General features: G+C 70.1%; 12 protein-coding genes. 10 read left to right on the top strand and 2 right to left on the bottom strand.

Going from position 1 to position 20,723, the window contains the following annotated elements; all coding sequences use genetic code 11:
- Positions 1 to 307 precede the first annotated feature (307 nt).
- The 9 genes from ADL01_RS07090 to fxsT (ADL01_RS07130) all read left to right on the top strand — a co-directional run bounded on the left by ADL01_RS07090 (position 308) and on the right by fxsT (ADL01_RS07130) (position 18,368).
- Positions 308 to 1,381 carry an AAA family ATPase gene (locus ADL01_RS07090; RefSeq protein ID WP_053741038.1) on the top strand — a complete coding sequence of 358 codons (1,074 nt, stop codon included), beginning with the start codon at positions 308 to 310 and terminating at the stop codon, positions 1,379 to 1,381.
- The gene (locus ADL01_RS07095; RefSeq protein WP_053741039.1) at positions 1,378 to 4,644 is read left to right on the top strand and encodes an SAV_2336 N-terminal domain-related protein; all 3,267 of its coding nucleotides are present in this window, start codon (positions 1,378 to 1,380) and stop codon (positions 4,642 to 4,644) included. The genes ADL01_RS07090 and ADL01_RS07095 overlap by 4 nt, the downstream gene beginning before the upstream one ends.
- Before the next feature lie 415 nt (positions 4,645 to 5,059).
- Complete coding sequence (locus ADL01_RS07100; RefSeq protein ID WP_199834776.1) at positions 5,060 to 6,373, top strand: FxsB family cyclophane-forming radical SAM/SPASM peptide maturase; 1,314 nt, start codon at positions 5,060 to 5,062, stop codon at positions 6,371 to 6,373.
- 70 nt (positions 6,374 to 6,443) lie between these two features.
- A complete protein-coding gene (gene fxsT, locus ADL01_RS07105) occupies positions 6,444 to 9,407 on the top strand; it encodes an FxSxx-COOH system tetratricopeptide repeat protein (protein ID WP_053741041.1) in 2,964 nt (987 codons plus the stop codon).
- 351 nt (positions 9,408 to 9,758) lie between these two features.
- A complete protein-coding gene (locus ADL01_RS07110) occupies positions 9,759 to 10,934 on the top strand; it encodes an FxsB family cyclophane-forming radical SAM/SPASM peptide maturase (RefSeq protein ID WP_053741045.1) in 1,176 nt (391 codons plus the stop codon).
- Positions 10,935 to 10,989: 55 nt separating this feature from the next.
- Positions 10,990 to 12,297, top strand: coding sequence for a toll/interleukin-1 receptor domain-containing protein (locus ADL01_RS07115; protein ID WP_159049469.1), 1,308 nt, complete (start codon positions 10,990 to 10,992; stop codon positions 12,295 to 12,297).
- 5 nt (positions 12,298 to 12,302) lie between these two features.
- Positions 12,303 to 13,292 carry an AAA family ATPase gene (locus ADL01_RS07120; RefSeq protein ID WP_234354531.1) on the top strand — a complete coding sequence of 330 codons (990 nt, stop codon included), beginning with the start codon at positions 12,303 to 12,305 and terminating at the stop codon, positions 13,290 to 13,292.
- 5 nt (positions 13,293 to 13,297) lie between these two features.
- Positions 13,298 to 14,272, top strand: coding sequence for a hypothetical protein (locus ADL01_RS07125; RefSeq protein WP_078960364.1), 975 nt, complete (start codon positions 13,298 to 13,300; stop codon positions 14,270 to 14,272).
- Between the two features lie 190 nt (positions 14,273 to 14,462).
- Positions 14,463 to 18,368 (top strand): FxSxx-COOH system tetratricopeptide repeat protein, encoded by a 3,906-nt coding sequence (gene fxsT, locus ADL01_RS07130; RefSeq protein WP_234354532.1) that lies wholly within the window; start codon positions 14,463 to 14,465, stop codon positions 18,366 to 18,368.
- A gap of 95 nt (positions 18,369 to 18,463) precedes the next feature.
- Here the strand turns inward: fxsT (ADL01_RS07130) and ADL01_RS07135 are convergent, their stop codons facing one another.
- Both ADL01_RS07135 and ADL01_RS07140 read right to left on the bottom strand, forming a co-directional pair.
- Positions 18,464 to 18,763: a DUF397 domain-containing protein gene (locus ADL01_RS07135; protein WP_420719691.1), complete on the bottom strand. Its 300-nt coding sequence runs from the start codon at positions 18,761 to 18,763 to the stop codon at positions 18,464 to 18,466.
- Position 18,764: 1 nt separating this feature from the next.
- A complete protein-coding gene (locus ADL01_RS07140) occupies positions 18,765 to 19,640 on the bottom strand; it encodes a helix-turn-helix domain-containing protein (protein ID WP_053741044.1) in 876 nt (291 codons plus the stop codon).
- Positions 19,641 to 20,038: 398 nt separating this feature from the next.
- Between ADL01_RS07140 and ADL01_RS47195 the strand changes: the two genes are divergently transcribed.
- Positions 20,039 to 20,723 (top strand): ATP-binding protein (locus tag ADL01_RS47195; protein WP_063783474.1); only part of this gene is annotated, 685 nt, incomplete at its 3' end.

Genomic DNA, 20,723 nt, shown 5'->3' on the forward strand with positions numbered 1-20,723 from the left:
GGGGAATGGGGGGTAGGACGAGAGCTGGGGTGAGGGTACGCCGAAATCTGTGCGATCGCCGGTCGCCGTGCACTGACTGTCCGACTCTCACTGGGGCGGAGCCAATCCGATGTGACGCCTGGTAGTCAAGTGAGCAACCATTTTGGAGGCGTGTTCCCCGCTCGCGTGATCCCCCTCGGTCGGTCCTGGGTAGTGTCAGAAGGATTGCCGGTGCGGCGGGGGCTTGGACGGGGAAAGAGGACCTCCGGTTCCCCTTCGCGCCACCGGGAATCAGGCTCCCCGCCCGTCCTGCACCGAGGAGCGTGACGTGAACGAGTGGCTGATCTACCGAGGCACGGGACAACCGCACGACGGAGTCGACCGGCTCCCGGACCCGCCCGCCTGGCGCCGCTTCGACGGCGGCCCGCTGATCCGGCCGCCGGCTCCCGTGGACGCCGTCTCGACCCGAAGGCTCGGCCACAGCCGCGCCTTCGCCGAGCACTACCGGCCCACCCCGGCCGAACTGGAGCTGGTCAACGCGGCGTTGTACCTGCGTCGCCCGCTGCTGGTCACCGGCGAACCGGGCAGCGGCAAGAGCACGCTCGCCCACGCCGTGGCCCATGAACTGGGCCTGGGCCGAGTTCTGCACTGGCCCATCGTCAGCCGTACGCAACTGACCGACGGGCTCTACAAATACGACGCCTTGGGCCGCCTGCAGGACCTTCAGATCACCCGCCCGAGCGGCCGGACCCAGGACGCGGAGAGCTCGGCCGCGGCCCCGCCATCCGGCCAACTCCCGCCGGACGAGACCGACATGCTCGCCCAGGGCATCGGCCGTTACCTCCAACTGGGCCCACTCGGAACGGCGTTGCTCCCCACCGCCCGACCCCGGGTGCTCCTCGTGGACGAGCTCGACAAGAGCGACATCGACCTGCCCAACGACCTCCTCGCGGTCCTGGAGGAAGGCGAGTTCGGCATCCCCGAGCTGGAACGGATCGCCGAACACCGCCCGGCCGTACGCGTGCGCGACCACGACGGACGCCCGGTGGAGGTCCACGAAGGCCGGGTCCGCTGTCGCGCCTTCCCCTTCATCGTCCTCACCAGCAACGGTGAACGCGACTTCCCGGTACCGCTGCTCCGGCGCTGCGTCCACCTCCACCTGGAGCCCCCGGACGAGGACCGGCTCGCCGCCATGGTCCGCGCCCACTTCGGTGAGGACGCGGCCGAGCAGCACGCCGACATCATCGCCCGGTTCCTCGAACGCCGCCCCGGCGAACAACGGGCGGCCGACCAACTCCTCAACGCCGTCTACCTCACCCGCCACGCCCAGGACGAGGAACCCGGCACCCGCGCCCACCTGGCCGAACAGCTCATGCGGCCACTGAACCGGCCGACGAGGTGAGCGAGGACGCGGGGCCGTCCGATCCACTGGGCGCGCTGATCCGGCGCCTGAGGGAGGCCGGGGCCGATCCGGGCGCCACCGAACTCGCCGACGCACTCTGGCTGGCGGGGCGGATGGCCGACGCGGAGACCGGTGCCGGAAGCGGAGCGGGGAGTGGTCCTGACGCCGGGTCCCCGGACGGCACACCGTCCGGGGAGGACGGCCTCTCACCGGACCCGGCGGACCGCCCAGGGCCCCCGCAACTCCTCGCGGTGGTCAGGGAACGGCGGGAGAAGGGTGGACAGCGGGGCCGACGGCAACGGCGCGAACAGGAGGCGGAGCGGGCCGGGCGGACGGAGCCGGCGTACGACGCGCCGGGCGCCGAGATCCTCGTACCGACGGCGTCCGCCTTCCCGGACCTGCTGTCCCTGGGGCACGCCCTGCGCCCTTTCCGGGGCCGGCAGTGGCGTACGGGACCGCCGCGACCCCGGAGCGACGACGTGCTGGACGAGTCCCTCACCGCCCAGGCGAGCGCCGTCGCCAACTGCGCCCTGCCGGTCTTCCGGGCCGACCGGCGCCGCCGGGCCCGGATGCAGCTCCTCGTCGACGACTCGCCGTCGATGGGCGCCTGGGAACGCACCCTGGAGGAGCTGCGCCTCGCCTGCGAACAGTCCGGCGCCTTCCGGTCGGTGACCGTCCACCGGCTGCGTCCGTATCCCGACGGCGGGGTGGGCGTGCTGTGCCGGGCCGGCGGGAGCCAGTGGCTCGCCCCGGCGGACGGTCTGCGCGACCCGAGCGGCCGGACCGTCACCCTGCTGCTCAGCGACTGCTCGGGCCCCCTGTGGCGGCACGGCGCCGCCCAGCGGCTCCTCCACCGGCGCCTCGGCGCGGGCCCGCTGGCCGTCGTCCAGCCGCTGCCCGCGCGCCTGTGGCCGCAGACCCTGCTGGCCACCGAAGCCGGCGCCCTGCGGCGCACGGCGGACCCCGGCGGGACGCTCGCCTTCCGGTCGCTCCGCGACCCGGGCCCCGGCCGCGAGGACGCCCTGCCGGTCCCCGTCCTGCCGCCGACGCCCGCCGCACTCGGCAGCTGGGCACGTTTGCTGTCGGAACGATCCACAGGGGCGCTGACCGCCTCGGTGGCCATGGTCGGGCCCGATGACGAGGGAACGGCACCCCGCCCCCGCCCCGACCGCACCCCCGAGCAACTGGTCGAGGACTTCCGCACCGCCGCCTCTCCCGCCGCCCGCCGCCTCGCCGGCTGCCTCTCGGCGGCGCCGCTGGCGTACCCCGTGATGCAACTCGTCCAGCGCGCCCTGCTGCCCGGGACGGGCCCGGTCGAACTGGCCGAGGTGCTGTTCAGTGACCTGCTGGTGGAGGTGGCGGACGAGCGCGAAGGTTCCGGCCCCTGGTACGAATTCGCCCCGGGCGTAAGGGACGTGCTGCTGCGCCGACTGGAACTGGACGAGGCCCGCGCGGTGCTGGAGCAGTGCTCGCGCTACCTGGAACGGGTGTGGGGACAAAGGGCCCAGAACTTCCCGGCGCTGGTGGTCGCCCATCTCTCCGGGACGGCCGTGCGCACCGAAGTCCGTACGGACGGGACCGAGGAGCGGGCCGGGCGGCCGGTTCCGGAACCCTTCGCCGACGTACCTCGCCGGGTGCTGCGCAGATTCCAGCCGCGAGAGGTCGACGGCGCCGCCGACTTCGTCATCAACCGGTCGCATTCGCAATCACTCGCCCTCTGGCTGGCCCGCAGCCGCCTCGCCCGCTACGAACAGCAGGGCGGCATCCGCGATCTCTGGGACGCCGTACGCCTGCTGCGCGCGACGCCACGCACCCCGGCCACGGGAGCGCTCCTCGCCGAGTGCCTGCTCGCCCTCTGGGACATCCACCGCGACCGCGCGGTGCTGCGAGAGGCGGAGGACACCGTCCGCGCGGCGGCCGACCCCGCCGGTGCGCCGCCCGCCCACACCCACCTCGTCCTCGGCAAGGTGCTCCGGGCCCGCGCCGCGACCGAGCCCGACGACGGGACGAGGACCCGGGTCCTGGCCGAGGCGGCCGAGAGCCTGGAGTGCGCGTACGCCCTGGTGCGCTCCGAGCCGCGCCCCCTGCTCGACGTACTCCTGTGCGTCGTCGAGGTGGTCCGCGCCCGCTACCGGCTCCTGGGCGACCGACGACTGCTGTACGGCGCTCAGGTGCGGCTCGACGCCCTGCTGGAGGGCTGGCCGGGTGAACACCCCCTCCCCGGCTCGGCGTTGCTGGCGCGCGGGGCGCTGCTGATGGAACTGTGCGCCAACGCCCGCGAGCGCGACTCGGCGGACGAGGCCCGGGCGCTCGCCGTACAGGCCGCGGCGGACTTCGAGTCGGCGGCGGGGCTGGCGGAGCGGGCGGGTGAGGCGCCGGGGGTCGTCTGCCGGGCCTGGCTGGAGCTGGCGGCGGCACGGGCGGTCGTCGTGGGGGACGAGGGGGCCGAGGAGGTCGTGGCGGCGCTGACCGACGCCCTGCGGACCGCCGGCACCGGCGCGAACACGGGCGAGCTGAGGCTGCGCGCCCTGTGGCGGCTGGCCCAGGCCCGCACGGCGCGCTGGACACGCACCGCCGAACCGGCGGAACTGGACGCCGCGGACGCCTGTTTCGCCCAGGCCCAGGCACAGCTCGGCACCGACGACCCACGCCGCCCGGAACTGCTGGCGGCCAGGGGCGGGGCGCTGCTGAGCAGGGCGGGGCACAGCGGTGACGTGGACGTCGCCACGGATGCCGTACGTGTCCTGCGGGCCGCTCTCGCCCAGACGCCGGAGAGCGACCCGTGGCTGCCGGCCCGCAGACTCCTCTTCGGCCGCGCCCTGGTCCGGCACCATCGCGCGGGCGGCTCGCTCACGGACCTCCACGAGGCCGAGTGGATCCTGGCCCGCGCGGCCGGCGGCGCCCGGACCGGTCAGGACGCACGCACGGAGGCCCTCGCCTGGTTGGAACGCGGCGACGCGCTGCTGGCCCTGGCCCGCCCACGGACCACCACGACGGCGTACGAGGACCGGGCGGCCGAGTCCTACCGCCGCGCCGCGACCGCCGCCGAGGCGGCGGGCGACCCCCTCGTCTGCGCCCGCGCCCTGCACCGCAGAGGAACGGTCCTGGAGCGCACGGCGGGCCCGGCCAGCGCCCTCGACGCGTACCGCGCGGCCTGGGCCAACTGGCAGGCGGCGGGCGACGATCAGGGCGTTCAGGGTCGGGCGACTTTGGAGCGGATGCGTGCGCTGGCGGCGCCAGCGGTCGGTAGCGGTTCGGCCTGAATCGATCGTCTTTCCGGTCAGGTCTTGCAGGTGAGGGCAGAAGAAAGGTTTCCGTGTGTTCCCCGTACGGGTAATTGCCGAGAGCCGACGTGCCTGGGAGGAGTAGCGTGTCGAACCCTGCGACCGATGAGCCGACCGCCTGGGATCAACCTCTTCCGGATCTCACGGGGATCGAGTGGGGGGAGCTGCCGAGAATGGGCAGCCGCCCCGCATTTGAAAGCGTCCGCGTGGAATTGGAGAAGAGGTCCCGCGCACGCAAGTGGATGGTTTCCTACTACGAGGACTCGCCCTAGCTCTGACGTCAGGGCGGCTTTCGGTCGAACGTAAGGCGGTTCGGATCCGGTTGCCACCCGGGCCGGTTGCCTTTGGCGAGTGGTGCATTGGACCTATTGCCATGCCCGGGGGAGGCGGCGCGATGTTCCCTGTGCCGTGCGAGCAGAGCCGTTCCACGCTGGGTCGGTTCCTTGCTCCTTGGCCGTTGTCGGTGCTCGATGTCCATACTCTGCGTCGAACCGGTCTGCGTCCGGTGCCGATGCATCAGTTCACCCTCAAGGTCCACAGCAGATGTAATCTGACCTGCACTTATTGCTACATCTACCATGGGGTCGACGGTTCCTGGCGAGATCATCCGCCCCGTGTTTCGGCTTCTGTCATGGGACAGACCGCCCATCGCATTGCCGAACACGCGCGCACTCATGAGCTGAGCGAAGTCCGGATAGCTCTCCACGGGGGCGAGCCGCTCTTGTCGGGCCCCGGAGTGCTGGTGGACTACATCCGGACGATCCGAACCGTTCTTCCGGCCGACTGCGCGCTGCGAGCGACCGTTCAGACCAACGGCACCCTGCTCACCGAAAAGGCCCTGGCCGCGCTGGCCAAGGAGGGCATCCGGGTCGGCCTGAGCCTTGATGGGGGCACATCCGCGTTCAACAGACGCCGGGTGGACCACGCGGGGCGCTCTTCCTGGCGCCGAGCCGTACGAGCCGCGCGGTTGCTCGCCCGCAACCCCCAGTCGTACGCCGGTCTGCTGTGCACGGTCGACGTCACCGCCGATCCGGGCGAGGTCTACCGTTCCCTCGCGGCCCTCCGGCCCCCAGTGCTCGACCTACTGCTGCCGCACGGCAACTGGTCGAACCCGCCACCGGGGCTGCCGGTGCGTGCCCCCGAGGCGGCCCGGACCGGTGACCGGGGCAGCACCCCTTACGGGGACTGGCTGGCCGCGGTCTTCGATGTGTGGTGGGGCAGCAAAGAGGGGGAGGGCGCGCTGCCACGGATCAGGATCTTCTCCGAGATCATCGCCCTGTTGCTGGGGCTGCCCAGCGCGTTGGAGGCCGTCGGGCTGTCACCGACAGCGGCGATAGTGGTGGAGACAGACGGGGAAATTGAGCAGCTTGATTCCCTCAAGCAAACCTATGAGGGGGCGGTGGTCACTGGGCTGAACGTCTTCCGTAACACCTTTGACGAGTCGCTCGATCATCCGGGTGTGGCGGCACGCCAGATAGGTGTAGCAGCCTTGGGTGCCACCTGTCGGTCATGCCCCGTCATGGCCGTCTGCGGTGGCGGGAATTATGCCCATCGCTATCGTGAAGGTAGTGGCTTCAGGCACCCCTCCGTGTACTGCGGTGACCTGGAGCGACTGATTCGGCATGTCGCGGCGGCATTGGGGTCCGCGACGGGAAGCGAACGTCCTGATCCAGCCGTTTCGGCACGGCCTCCCACGGCAATGCCTTAGAGGCTATGAGCTGACCAGATGACTGTGCCTCACTGCGGACGCGGCCGGGCCGGAGTAGGGAGAGAATCTCATGGCGGACCGGGCCGGGGGAGCCGGGTCCCATGGCCACCACGTCATCAGCTATGCGGGGTTCAACCGGCCATGGGCCACCTGGATCGCGTACCAGCTGGAGCAGTTGGGCCATCGGACGACACTGCTGCGCTGGGACCCGCCCGTCAGCGTGTCGCTGGCTGACGCGCTGCGGGGCCTGTTGGACGCCTCCGGGCGGATACTGCTCGTCCTGGACGACTGGTACTTCAACCTGGGACCGCGCAGCGACGAAGAGTGGACCGCGGCGCTGCGCGAGGTCGTCTCGGAACACGGGGACCGGTTCACCGCCGTCAGTGTGGCCACCCGGGCCATCCCGCCCGGTGGCGAGCGCCTGCAACCCGTCGACCTGCGTGACCTGGATTCCGGTGAAGCCCGACGGCGGATCCTGGTCCGGCTGGGGCTGCCGGCCACGGACACGTCCCGGGTGAACGACAGTGCCCCGCGCTTCCCGAACGATCCCCCCTCGGTGGTCAACACCCCTCGACGGAACCTGCGCTTCACGGGCCGCGACTGGGCACTCGACGAACTGCACTCCCTGCTGAACCGGTCCGAGGGCGGCGCTTCACGGGTCGCGCTCCGCGGAATCTCGGGCGTGGGAAAGAGCCAGATCGCGATCGAATACGCACACAGGTTCGGAAATGACTACGACGTGGTGTGGTGGGTCAACGCCGGATACCGGGCCACCGCCCGCGAACAGTTCGCCGACCTCGCCCGTCGGCTGCAGCTCTCGGTCGGCACGGAACTGGGGGAGCGGATCCGCGCCGTGCGCGAGGCGCTGCGTACCGGCAGTCCGCATCGCCGCTGGCTGGTGATCTTCGACAGCGCGGACGACATGTCCCAGGTCGAAGACCTGCTGCCGGAAGGCAACGGACACGTCCTGGTCACCACGCTGACCCAGGACTGGGCCACGGCGGGAAGACTCTCCGAGATCCCCATCCTGCCGTTCGCCCGTGACGAGTCCGTCGCCTACGTGCGTCGCCGTGCCCCGCGCCTCGACGAGGAGGAGGCGGACCAGCTGGCGGAGGCCGTGCAGGACCTGCCGCTGCTGCTGGCGCAGACCGCCGCCTGGCTGGACGCCAACAGGATGCCCGCCCTGGAGTACATCGACCTGATCCGCAGGAGCGGTGCGAATCAGATCGGCATTCGTATCTCGGACGACTACCCCATGGGGTTCCAGACGAGCTGGTCGATAACTCTGAACACACTGGAGGCGAACTATCCGGAGGCGTCGGAGCTTCTGCGGCTTTTCGCGCTCTTCTCCCCGGACGCCATTCCCGTACGCCTGATCCAAAATGCTCACCCTTCCGACCTGCCCGACCACCTTGCCTCTCTCGCGCTGGATCCGATCCGCTGGTATACGGCATTGCAACGATTGTCCGAGTCCACTGCGGTACAACTCGCCTACGAGAGTTCGTCGGAGGGTGATCCACTAGTGGGAGGCGCGACAATGCACCGGCTTTATCACAGTTTCCTGACCAGCATGCTGCCTGAGGAGCGGCGGGAAGCGATGTCTTCCGTCGCGTGCGAAGTGCTCGCGGGGGCTGACCCACGGGACCCCGGGAACGCCGCCGAATGGCCCAAGTACGCCGTTCTGCTCGCACAGTTGGAGACATCCGGTGCCCTCGACAGCACGAAGCCGGTGGTGCGCAGGCTGGTCCTGAACTGTGTGGAGTACCTGAGGGCACGCGGCGAGGGCCGGGACGGACTCGCGTTGTGCGAGCAGACTCTGGCCCGTTGGCGAAGCCGCCTGGACCCGGACGACCCCGACATGCTCAAGCTGACGCACCAGCACGCCAACATGCTGCGACGCGTGGGACGGCTCAGGGAGGCCGAGGCCGTCGGGCGTGCGATGGTGGAGCGGCTGGCCCAGCTCAGGGCGGCCGACGATCCCGAGCTGCTGCGCGCGAAGAACGGCCTGGGTGGCACGCTGACCGCCCTGGGCCGGTACCAGGAGGCTTATGGGATCTACGTAGGGCCGGAGTGGAACGACAGCACGCGTCCTTGGCGGGAGTCGCAGGAACAGTCCAACATCGCTGTGCTCCTGGCGTTGCTGGGCAGGTACCAGGATTCGGCCGACTTGCACCGGCGCATTCTCGAGGCGCGAGAGAAGGCTGCGGACACCCACAAGAGCGTGATCTCGGGGTTGTACTACGCCTGGATGCTCCGTCTCCTCGGTCATTACGCGGAAGCTAAGCCCCGGCAGGAACATAATCTGACGATGCTTCAGCGGGCCATGGGCGAATGGCATCCGACCACGCTCCTCGCGGAGCACAACTACGCCCTGTGCCTTCGCCGGGGCGGGGATCTGGGACTCGCCGGGAAAAGCATGCGGAGTGTCGTAGACCGCAGCCTCCTCAAGCGCGGACCACGCCATCTCGACACCCTTCACACCCAGGCGGACTACGCTACTTTCCTGCGCGAGCACGGTGAACTGGAGATGGCCCGCAAACTGGCGGACGAGGTCGCCAACGGCTATCACGATCTGCTCGGCCCCGAACACCCCTTCAGCATCGGCACGACGGGCAACACCGGCCTGGTCCTGTGGAAGTACGGCGAGCGCGAGGAAGCCCTGAGGATCGCCGAGACAGCCTGGAGTGGGATGGCCGCGGCAGTCGGTGCCAAACATCCCTGGACCCTGGGCTGTGCTCTCAATCTGTCCGGTGCCCGCAACTACGCCGGAGACGTGGAGGGCGCCGCGCTGCTCAGTGCCGAGGCCCTGGAACGAGCTGCGGCGGCCCTGGGTGAGGACCACCCGATGGCCCTGTCCCTGAAGGCCGCCCTCTCCGCCGATCTGAGGTCATTGCGCCGGAGGGACGAGGCGGCCAGGCTGGAACAGGAGGCCCTGCACACGCTCACGGCGAAGTACGGTTCCAACCATCCCCACACCAAGGCTGTAGGCCGCCAGGACCGCCCCTACTGGGACTTCGAACCGCTACCCACGTGACCGATTTTCGTTACTGGCGCGTCATGTGACACCCCGTCGCTGAAACTGCTAACGTCGCGCTCGTCACACGCGCGATTTTTCAACACCTGGAGAAGGCTTGCCTGTTCCTCAGGGCGTGGCGCCTTCTCTAAGCGCCCAGCCGTTGCCGATTTTTGCCGGTCGAGACGTGGCCATGCTGGCTGCGGATACGAGACAGCCGGTGCTTGCGGCGGTGGCCGAGATGTTGCTGTGGCGGGTCGGGACTTCTGCCCGGTGCGCGTTCTACGACGACTCGCCCTACGTCCCGCCTGAGCAACCCCCCTCCCTCAGCCACCGGTGACCTCGTACCCGTGGCCTGCGCAAGGCCTCGACGTGGACGCGGTCAGGCGTGCCACCGGTTCTCGTCCTACCCCCTTCCAGCAGTTCGTGCTGAAGGTTCACAGCCGCTGCAATCTCGCCTGTACCTATTGCTACGTCTATGAAGGCCCCGACCAGAGTTGGCGTGACCGGCCCCGGGCCGTGTCGTCGAGTGTCGTGGACGCTGCCGCCCGGCGTATCGCCGAGCACGCGGCGGTCCATCAACTGCGTGACGTGCATGTCAATCTGCATGGCGGGGAGCCATTGTTGTCCGGTCCGGCCCCTCTCGTCCGCTACGTCGCCGCGGTGCGGCGGGCGGTGGCCGAGCGGGCCGGGGAGTCGTGCCGGGTGCATGTCACCATGCAGACGAACGGGACGCTCCTCAACCACGCCGTCGTCGGTGAACTCGCCGACGCCGGGATCAGGATCGGGGTCAGCCTCGACGGCGGACTCGCCCGGCACAACAGCCGCCGGGTCGACCGCCGGGGGCTTCCCTCCTGGCCGGCTGCCACCCGGGGTTTACGCGTGCTGGCGGGGTATCCCGACGCGTACGCGGGAATTCTGTGCACCATCGACCCGGCGACAGACCCCGTCGAGGTGTACGAGTCGCTGCTGGACTTCGCGCCACCAAGCCTGGACCTGCTGCTGCCGCATGCCAACTGGGCTGCTCCGCCACCTGGTGCCGGCGTTCCCGAACCGTACGGCCGATGGCTGGCCACTGTTTTCGATCAATGGTTCGACGCTGAACGGATGCGGACGACCATTCGGCTGTTCACCGAGATCGTCGGGTTGCTGATGGGGTTGCCCAGCGGTACCGAAGCCGTGGGCACTTCGCCGGTGGTGGCTGTAGTGGTCGACACCGATGGGGCGATCGAACAGGTCGACTCGCTCAAGACCACCTACGCGGGGGCTCCCGTCACCGGGTTCGACGTCTTTCGGCATGCCTTCGATCTCGCGCTGGACCATCCCGGCATCGCTGCCCGCCAGATCGGTCTCGCCGCGCTCTCGCCAACCTGCCGGGACTGTGCGCTTGTCGAGGTGTGCGGGGGCGGAAACTACGCCCATCGATTCCACGCCGATTCCGGATTCCTGAATCCGTCCGTCTACTGCCGGGACCTTGAGTTCTTGATCAGGCACATTGCGGGGCGGCTCAGCGCGGCCGTCGGTGACGCACGATTGCGGGAGGGCTGAGCCGCCGTCAGACTGAGCCTACGGCCGGGGGACTGGGGGCGGGGGATTGAACAAGGTGTTCATCAGCCACAGCACGCGCGGCGACGCCTACGCCACAGCGGTGCGCTCGCAGGTCGTGCACGGGCTGCGTGAGCGCGGATACGACGTACTCGTCGATGCCGACAGGCTGTTGCCGGGGGAAAAATGGCATCCACGGCTGTACGAGTGGCTGTTGGAGTGCCGGGCTGCGGTCGTGCTGCTCAACCGGGCCGCGCTCGCGTCGGGTTGGGTGCACAGAGAAGTCGACATCCTGATGTGGCGGCATCACTTCAACCGGTCGTTCTTCGTCCTTCCCGCGCCTGTCGGCGATGTGACCCCGGAGGACATGACTGCCGCCGGGTTCGAGGACCTGATGTCCCTTCAGCTCGTGCAGCGGACCGGAGCGGGGGACGCCGGGACGGAACCATCGGACCCCGCCGAGGCCGCGGCGGTCATCGTGCGGGCGTTCCCGCCGTTGCCGGCACTGCCCGATGACGACGATCCCGTGCGGCGCTGGGCCGAGGACATCACCGCGCAACTGAGCCAGGTGCGCACGATGAGCCGGCTCGCGCGAATGGGGCGCGCCCTCGGGATGCATGACAGGTATCTGGCCGGCGCTCCGGTCACGGATGTCAGCTGTGGTTTCCTCGCCGCGCAGATGCTGCACACGCATGATGCCGTAGCGCTGCGCAACGCCGTCGGGGAGATCGCCCGGCACATGGACAGTACGGCTCTCGATCAGCTCGTCCAACTGGTGCTGCCGGTCTGGATCGACGCCACCTCCGCCCGGCACGTGCTGCCTGACGGCGACGGCACAGGGCCCCGTACCGTCGTGCTCAGTGTGCGTAATCCGGACACCGGGGAGTACTACCTGGGCCGGGCCTTCTGTATGGACCACAGCCGCTACTGGCCCATCGTCGTGACCGCGCCGCCCCCGGGGGAGGAGGACCCGGAGGAGGAGCTGCGGTACCGCTGCGAGCGCACCATCAGGGCACGCTTCGGGATGACCGACCGGGAACCGCTGGCCAGCGCCCCGCAGTTGCCGAACTGCGACACGTACGTCGTGATCTTCGCCGAGCACTGTTCCCTGGACGAGTCGGAGCGTGTGGTCGCCTGGCTGCACGGCCAGATTCCCTGGCTGCACATACTTCTCATTCCACGTGATGAGCTGACGGACGACGACCCCAGACCTGGGCGGCTGGCCGGCGCCGCGTTGCTCGTGCCGCCGTTCGGGGCCGACGACGAGCGGATCGCGATCAGGGTTGCCTACGGGATGCTCAACGACTGGAGTCACGGCAGGGGCGGGGAAGAGGACAGGTCGGGGCGCGCCCGGGGGAGAGGATGAGTCCGATGACGGAGCACCTGAGTCCCGAGGAGTGGTTCCGCAGTCCCGACCGGGGGGACGGCGAGATCTATGTGATGTCCCCACGCATAGAAGAGGCCGTGATGGTGGCTCTTGCCACCGGCCGACCGTTGCTGCTGCGAGGACGGCCAGGGTCGGGCAAGTCGTCACTGGCGCCCTTCATAGCCCGGCAGCGCGGCTGGCGTTACTACGACCATGTGATCACCTATTCGACCCGGTCGACCGAACTGCTGTGGCGCTACGACAGTGTGCGCAGGCTTGCCGACGCGCAGGCGCACCGGCAGGGTGCCGTCGGCCTCGACGATGCCTCGTATGTCGATCCCGGGGTGCTGTGGTGGGCGTTGGCGCCCCGGTCCGCGCGGCGGCGCGGCCGGGCGGCAGGTCAGGGAACCTCCGGGTCCGAGTGCCTGGACCCCTCCGCCGACGTCAACGCCGGGCGTAGTCCCGACCACGCTGTTGTGCTCATCGACGAGATCGACAAGGCCGACCCGGACGTACCCAACAGCCTTCTGGTGCCGCTGGGTTCGCATCGGTTCACGGTGGTGGAGACCGGTACGGAAGTACGGCTGGAGGAGCCTGTCGGGGAGATCGACCCGCGATTCTCCCGGCATCTCGTCGTCATCACGACCAATGACGAGCGAGAACTTCCCCAGGCCTTTCTACGGCGGTGCGTCGTGGAGTCGCTGCCCGACCATGACGTACCGAGCCTGGTCAGGATCGCCGAGGAACACCTGAAGACCTGGCACGGGAGTGTCGGTGACGGCGAACTGAGGCTGGCCGAAGCGCTTGCTGTGGAGCTGGGCAAGGTACGGGAACAGGCCATGACGACGGGCCTGCGTGAACCCAGTACCGCCGAGTTCCTCGACGCGCTGCGCGCCTGCATCACCCTGGGGATCACCCTCGGCAGCGAACGCTGGGAGTGGCTGAAGAACTGCGTGCTGATCAAGCGCCAGCAGATCGCGGGGGACGGATGGTAAGGCCGGTGACGCGGGAGATCTGGCTGGGCGACCTCGTCCGTGCCGCCACCGCGTTAGGGGTCACCGACGCGGTTGGCTGGGCACGCGTTGCCTCGCTGCTCGGCCTGGGCCCGGGGTCGGAGCGAGAACTTCCCGAGGAACCGCTGCCCGACACGCCGGCTTTCCCGCAGCCCGCCTCCACCCCGAGTCGGCGAGACCCGGCGGGCGACGAAAGCGCGCGGCCCTACCTCGAACCACCCGACGCGGTGCGACCCGCGCCGGCCGAAGAGGAGTCCGCCCTGCTCGTCCCCGTCGCTCACCTGCCACCGCGTCGCACGGGGTGGTCCGTCGACCCGCTGCCCGCGCCCCGTTCAACCCCGTACGACGAAGTCGGCGCGCCTCCGCAACTGCCACTCCTCGCACCCCGCTCCACCGCGGCCGTGCTCCACGCGGCCCTCGCTCGTGTCACACCTGAGGGCGACCTCGACGTCGAACGAGCAGCCGACCATCTGGCCCGGGGACTGCCTCTCGCCGAGATCCCGCGCCGCCCTCTCCCGACGCTGCGCTACGGAGTGCAGATCCTCGCCGACATCTCCGCCTCGATGGAACCCTTCGCCCGGGATGTCGAGGACGTCATCGACCAGGTCCGCAGCCTCGTCGGCGTTGCCGGGACCCGGGTACTGCGCTTCGCCGACTGCCCCTCACGAGGCGTCGGCGCCGGCCCTCGTGGCAGCTGGCGGCCCTACCAGCCGCCGCAGCACGGCACCCGAGTACTCCTTCTGTCCGGCCTCGGCGCCGTCGGGCCTGTGTTCGACCCGCATCGCGGTACCGAGCGGGAATGGCGGGAGGTCCTGCTCCGCATCCGGCAGCACGGCTGCGACACGGTCGCCCTCGTGCCGTTGCCCGAACGGCTCTGGCCTGCTTGGTGGCAGTCCCGGCTGAGGGTGGTGGCCTGGGACCGGGGGACCACTGTGGGGCGGGTCATCGGGGGAGTGCGGTGAGTTCCCGACGGGTGCGGGAGGCGGAGCGGAGAGAAGCTCTGCGGCGATGGCGACGGTGCCGTCGGCTACTCGGGGCGGGATGGAGCGAGCGGCCGGGCCCGGAGCTTCGGCGGGTCGCTGTGGGGCCGCCGTCCGGACCGTCGTGGGACCGGGGCACGCCCATGGGCCCGGGCCCGCAGGACTCCGAGGCATGCTTGTCGGTACTCGGCATCAGCGGCCCCCGATGAGCCCCCCGGCCCGCCAGGGCCACGAACTCGCCGTCCTGCTCAGCGTCGCCAGCCGTATCGAGCCCGAACTCATGCGGGGGGTACGGATCGCGGTCGCTCCGTTGCTCGATGTGTCGGCCGAGGTAGACCTCTGGTTCGGGGACGACGTCGAGCGGCGCGGCTACGGTTATGTCTCGCTCCGCGGCGACCTGTTGCCGTCGCTGCGGGCCGAACTCGCCGACCGGCTCGCCGGTTCGCCGTCCGGCGCACCTGTGCAGCGCCTGTGGTCTGTGATCGAACGCCTGCACAAGGACCGTTCGCCTGCCCTGTTCGCCGAGGAGCGGGCCACCTGGCTCGCGATCCGGGACGGTGCGGGTGCCGACCTGGCCATCGAGCGCGTCCTGCGCCCCGCGCTGAGGGCCCTGGTCGAGCAGGGCCGGGACGGGGTCGCCCGCTGGTTCGCCGGTGCCTGGCCACGGCTGCCCGAGCCGGTGCGCCGTACGACCACTGCCTGGCAGCTCGCCACGGTCACAAGTGCCCGTCTGCCCGGGGTGAGCCTGCGCCCCGAGCTTCCGGAACGGCTCTCGGTGACCGACATCGGGCTGATCGCGGACCGGTTGCCACGTGCCGTGCTACGAGTGCGCCGGTCCGGGCCCGATCTGCTGCTGGGCGAACAGGCCGACGGCACGGGCGGGTTCACCGTCGAGGTTCCGGACACCGACCCCAGGGTGCTGGACCTCCTTGACGATTCGCTGCCCCGGACCCTGTTGGTGAGCCGGGGAACCACCGTCACCGAACGCGTCGGCTGGGGCCCTGTACGGCTGCTCACGGCCGATGGCGCGGTCTACGCGGTGCCCGCTCCGGGCCTGGTGACCGAACGCCCGGCACGGGCGCGGAGCTCTGCCGTACCCGACCGGCGGATCACCATCGCCCACACCGGTGCCAGCCAGGCATGGGGAGCCTGGGTCGCAGACCGGGCGGAGGATGCCGGGTTCGGTGTGACGACGGTGCCGTGGCACCCTGACCCAGGGCGCGCCCTGTGGGACGAACTCGGTCAACTGCTGCGTGGACCGGGGCGGACACTGCTCGTGCTGGGCGACACCGACTGCAGGCTCGGCGGACGCGGCGACGACGAGTGGAACGCCGCTCTGCCCGAGGCGGCCGCCGACCGGCCCGGTCGGCTCGCGGTGGTGCTCGTCGGATCGGGTGAACGGCCCGCTGCCATCGGCGCGTTACCTATGGCCGACCTGCGCGGACTCGACGAACGTGATGCCGTACGCCACCTGTTCGCCCTCCTCGGCACCCCGCCGTCGGCGGGCATAGGCACCGGAAACGGCGACCGTCGCACCGCCGACCTCCGCTTCCCCGGTACCGCGCCCGCCGTCTCCAACGCCCCGCTCCGCAATCCCCGATTCACCGGCCGTGAGGCCCTTCTCGCCCGGATACGCCAGACCCTGCTCGCCCCCGGTCCGGACCCCGGTGGTGCCGACCACCATCGCTGCGCGCTGCTCGGCCCCTCGGGCACCGGCAAGACCCAGACGGCCACCGAGTACGTTCACCGGTACGGCAACGAGTACGACGTCGTCTGGTGGATCAGCGCCGGGTTCCAGGGCACGGCGCGCGAGCAGCTCGCCGCACTGGCACCGGAGTTGAAGCTGGCCGCCGGGCAGGGCGTCGGCTACCGGATCCGCGCGGTGCAGGCCGCGCTGCGCGCCGGGCAGCCCTATCACCGCTGGCTGTTGGTCCTGGACCGGGCCGACGACCTGACCGAGATCGAGGACCTGCTGCCGGAGGGCATCGGTCATGTCCTCATCACCTCCAACAGCCGCGCCTGGGCCGACAACGAACGCGTCCACCGGATCGGCGTACCCCCCTTCTCCCGCGCGGAGTCGATTGCGTACACCAGGAGCCGGGCTCCTCGGCTGAACCTCGTGGAGGCTGATCTGCTCGCCGAGGCGGTGCAGGACCTGCCGCTGCTGCTCTCCCAGACTGCGGCCTGGCTGGATGCCAATCCCATGCCGGTCGCCGAATATCTGGAACTCGTCCACGACGGTCACTCGGGCCGGCTGGACCAGCCCGTCGGGGGGGACGGCTCGGCCGAGTATCCCCAGGCGCTGGAGAGCAGTTGGTCGATCACGCTGGCCTCGCTCCAGGAACGCGATCCGGCCGTGGCCGAACTCCTGAGGCTCTTCACCTGCTTCTCGCCGGACGCCGTTCCGGTGGGCCTGCTGAGGAAGGAGCGGCCGGCCGATCTGCCGCCGCGCATCGCGGCTCTGGCGGCCGACCGACAGGCGTGGGACGCGGCGCTGTTGCGGCTGGCCGAGACATCGGCCGTGCGGTTGGTGGTCGGGGAGGACGGGGTGGAGAGGGCGGAGGTACACCGCCTTTACCACTCTTTGCTGCGCGAGGGCCTTGGGGAGGACGAGCGCGATCGGTTCTCTCAAGTCGCCTGCGACACACTGGCGGCCGCAGATCCCGCCGACCCTCTCGATACCCGTACGTGGCCGCGCTACGCCGAGTTGATCCCGCACCTGGAGATCTCCGGAGCACTGGACAGTACGCGGAACACAGTGGCCGAGATGGTGCTGAACTGCATCGAATACCTCCGCAGCTGTGGTGAGGCTCGCGTGGGGCTCCGGTTGTGCGAGCTGACCATCGCGCGGTGGCACAGGCGGATGCCGCCGGACAGCGGCAGGATGCTCATCCTCACGCACCAGCACGCCAACATGCTGCGGAGAGTGGGGCGTTACCAGGAGGCGGAAGCGGTAGGACGGGCGGAAGTGGACCGCCTGGCCGCACAGCGGGCGCCTGACGACCCGGAACTGGTCCGGGCCAGGAACGGGTTGGGGGGAACGCTGGTCGCGCTGGGGGCGTACCGCGAAGCCCATGAACTCTACAGAGAGTCCGTCCGGGCCGATTCGGCGGTACAAGGAGCCGAGGCCGTCCAGACTCGCCAGGTCCAGTCCAACCTTGCCAACGTGCTCGATCTGCTCGGGCGCTACGAGGAGTCGTTCGGGATGTACGACTCGATCGTGGCGCGGCTGAGGGAAGAGTCGGGGAGCCGGAACTACCGGACGCTCTACAACGAGCTGCGCTGCTGCTGGACGCTGCGCCTGCTCGGCCGCTACCCCCAGGCACTCGCCCGCCAGGAAGCGAACCTGAGCGACTACCAGGGTGTCATGGGGCGGTACGCCATCAGCTCGATGGTCGCTGAACACAACCTCTCCCTGTGCCTGCGCCGTTCCGGCCAACTGCCCCAGGCGGAACGGATCATGCGCGAGGTCGTCGACCTGGCCCGCCAACTGCACGGCCCCCGCCACCCCCAAGCCCTCTTCGTCGCCGCCGACTACGCCTCCCTGCTCCGCGAACACCGCGACCTGGACCACTCCTGGACCCTCGCGGACCGCGTCGCCCGCGACTACGCGGACCTTCTGGGCAACGCCCACCCGTTCTCCGTGGGCACGGCGGGCAACGTCGGTCTCAATCTGTGGGAGTCGGGCGACCGGGACGAGGCGCTCCGTATCGCCGAGCGCGCCCTCGGCGGAATGACCGCGGCTATGGGCGCCGACCACCCGTGGACACTGGGCTGTTCGCTGAACGTCGCCGGCGCCCGCAGCCTCGCCGGGGATCTGGAAGGCGCCGCCGGCTACAGCCGGGACTGCATGGAACGCTCGGCGCGGGCTGTCGGCAGCGCGCACCCCCTGACGCTGATGGCCAAGGCCGCCCTGGCAGCCGACCTGCGCTCGCTCCGCCAGACCGACGCGGCCGACCGCCTGCAGCGGGAGACCCTCGGGCAGCTCGTCGAGGCGCTGGGAGCGAACAGTCCGTTCACCCTGGCGGTGCGCCAGGGTGAACGTCCGTACTGGGACTTCGAACCGCAACCGGAGTGACCTCCCTCGGCCCTCCGTTTTCGGGCACGCCGACCCTCCCATTCGGGTCGTAAGGCTGCGTCGAGCCGGTCAAGTCCCGGGAGAACCACGGAAGTTCAGAGCAGGAAGTCCGCGTCACCAGCCTTCACGCCGGCCAGGAAACTCGTTATCTCGTTCGGGGTGAAGACCAGGGCGGGGCTGTCGGGGTCGGTCGACTGGCGGACGGCCACCCGGCCGTCGGCGAGCTTCTTCACTTCGACACAGGCGCCGCCCACGTCGTCGCTCCACGGCTTGGACCAGCCACGGGAGCCGAGCTCACGGGCCGGCATGCCGTTGCGTACGGGGTGGGAGGGGTCGGTGTGGCTGGTGTGGTCTGCGTGGGCGTTCGTGGGGTGGGGATGCGTGGGGTGGTGCATGTCAGAGCTCCTTGCGAATCGCACCGAGGTAGGCCTCGGTCTTTCCGGCGGGCGCCGACTGCGCGCCCAGCCGGTCCAGAGCCTCGCGATAGACGACGACATCGTCGCCCTTGTCGAGATACACCGCGCCGACCAGACCGCTCAGATAGACGATCTCCGGCAACTCGGGTGCCCTGAACCGGAAGAGATGGAACGCCCCGGCCCGCATCGCGGGATGCGGGCCGTTGCCGAACGGCATGATCTGCAAGGTCACATGGGGCAGCGCGTTCATCTCGATCAGATGGTCGATCTGCGCGCGCATCACCTCCGGACCGCCGACCGGCCACCGCAGCACGGTCTCGTCCATCACGATCCACACCCGCGGCGGCGCCTCGCGGGTCAGCAGTTCCTGGCGGCGCAGCCGCAGCGCCACCCGCCGGTCCGTCGCCTCCGAGGGGGCGTGCGGATTGCCGGCCCCCAGCAGCGCACGCGCGTAGTCCGCCGTCTGGAGCAGACCCGGCACGAACTGCGCCTCGTACGCACGGATCTGCGACGCCGCCTGTTCCAGGCTCAGATACGCGGCGAACCAGTCGGGCAGTACGTCCCGGTAGTTGTGCCACCAGCCGCGCTTGTTCGCCTCGCGGACCGACTTCAGGAACGTGTCGATCTCGCGCTGGTCCGTCACCCCGTACGTCTGCAGCAGTTTCTCGACGTCGGGCTGGCGCAGCCGGGCCACCTTGGCGGCTTCCATCCTGCGGATGGTGGAGTGGCTGACACCGAGCGCCACCCCCGCGTCCTCGAACGTGAGGCCGGCGCGCGTCCGCAGCTCCTCCAGCTGTCTGCCGAGGATCATGCGCAGGACAGAGGGGGCGTCGCCCCAGTCGGTCTCAGCGGTCACGCCTACCCCCTCACAGCGGGTTCACGGTCGCAGTCTGTCACGATCATCTTTCGGCCGGAGCAGCGTGCACCGCACAAATTGCAAATTTCAACTTGCTGGTTGCGAGCCGTTGTTGTCAGGTGTCACAGTGTTCGTACCTTCCCGGAATCGGTGAACGTCGAGTCTGAGTGGCCCTGTTGGGGGAGAAGGGGCCCCAACCTGCGGTTTTTCGACGCGGGTTGACCTGCTCGAGGGTCACGTTCGGGGCGGTGTCGCACCGGCCAGGGTGCGCAGGCAACGAAAGGCGAACGGCGATGGCTCCGCCCTCCCTCCCCCAGCCGCTCGGCCGAATGCCCAGGGGCCGGCTCGCCGGCCACCCGGACCTCCCCGATCATTTCCGTCACTCTCCGCAGTCGGGCATGTTCGTTCTGACGGCGACTCCCGCGTCGGTCGGCATGGCCCGCCGGAAGGTGCGCGAACTGCTCGACCTCTGGAACGTCGGCCCCGACGCCTGTGACAACGCCCTGCTGGTGACCTCCGAGCTGGTGACCAACGCCCTCACGCACGCGGCCAGCGAGCGGGTCGTGTGCCGGCTGTACCTCTCCGCCGAGCGGCTGTACATCGAGGTCGAGGACGAGAACCGTGGCCGCACCCTGCCGGCCCGGCGCAGACCCGAGCCCGACGAACAGTGCGGGCGCGGACTCCTGCTGGTCGGCGTCCTGACCAGCGACTGGGGCGTCCGCGACGCCCCGGACGGCTCTGGGCGCGTCGTTTGGGCCGAACTCCCCGCAGAACAGGCGGAGTTGTCGGAGGCCATCTCGCCGCCGCCGATGGCGCCTGCCGAGGCCTCGGTGCCGGGCACGGCGACGGCCCCGGCCGAGCCGCCGACTCCGGTCGTGCCGGCGGTGCCTGCCGGGACGACGGCCCTTGCCGCAGCGGCCTCCGCCGAGGCCCCGGCCCCCGTCGGAAGCGCGACCACCGGGCCCGGCGCACCGACACTGACACCCGCACCGGCACCCGCACCGACCCCGGCACCCGTCAGCCCCGTACCCGCAGCCGCACCCATGCCAGCACCCACACCCACACCCGCCCCCACGCCCCAAC

This window comes from Streptomyces sp. NRRL WC-3618, assembly GCF_001280005.1.
Classification (GTDB): domain Bacteria; phylum Actinomycetota; class Actinomycetes; order Streptomycetales; family Streptomycetaceae; genus Streptomyces.

Coding starts and splice junctions, on each gene's coding strand:
- ADL01_RS07100 (WP_199834776.1), top strand. CDS start 5,060: ATGTTCCCTGTGCCGTGCGAGCAGAGCCGTTCCACGCTGGGTCGGTTC.
- fxsT (WP_053741041.1), top strand. CDS start 6,444: ATGGCGGACCGGGCCGGGGGAGCCGGGTCCCATGGCCACCACGTCATC.
- ADL01_RS07120 (WP_234354531.1), top strand. CDS start 12,303: ATGACGGAGCACCTGAGTCCCGAGGAGTGGTTCCGCAGTCCCGACCGG.
- fxsT (WP_234354532.1), top strand. CDS start 14,463: ATGCTTGTCGGTACTCGGCATCAGCGGCCCCCGATGAGCCCCCCGGCC.
- ADL01_RS07135 (WP_420719691.1), bottom strand. CDS start 18,763: ATGCACCACCCCACGCATCCCCACCCCACGAACGCCCACGCAGACCAC.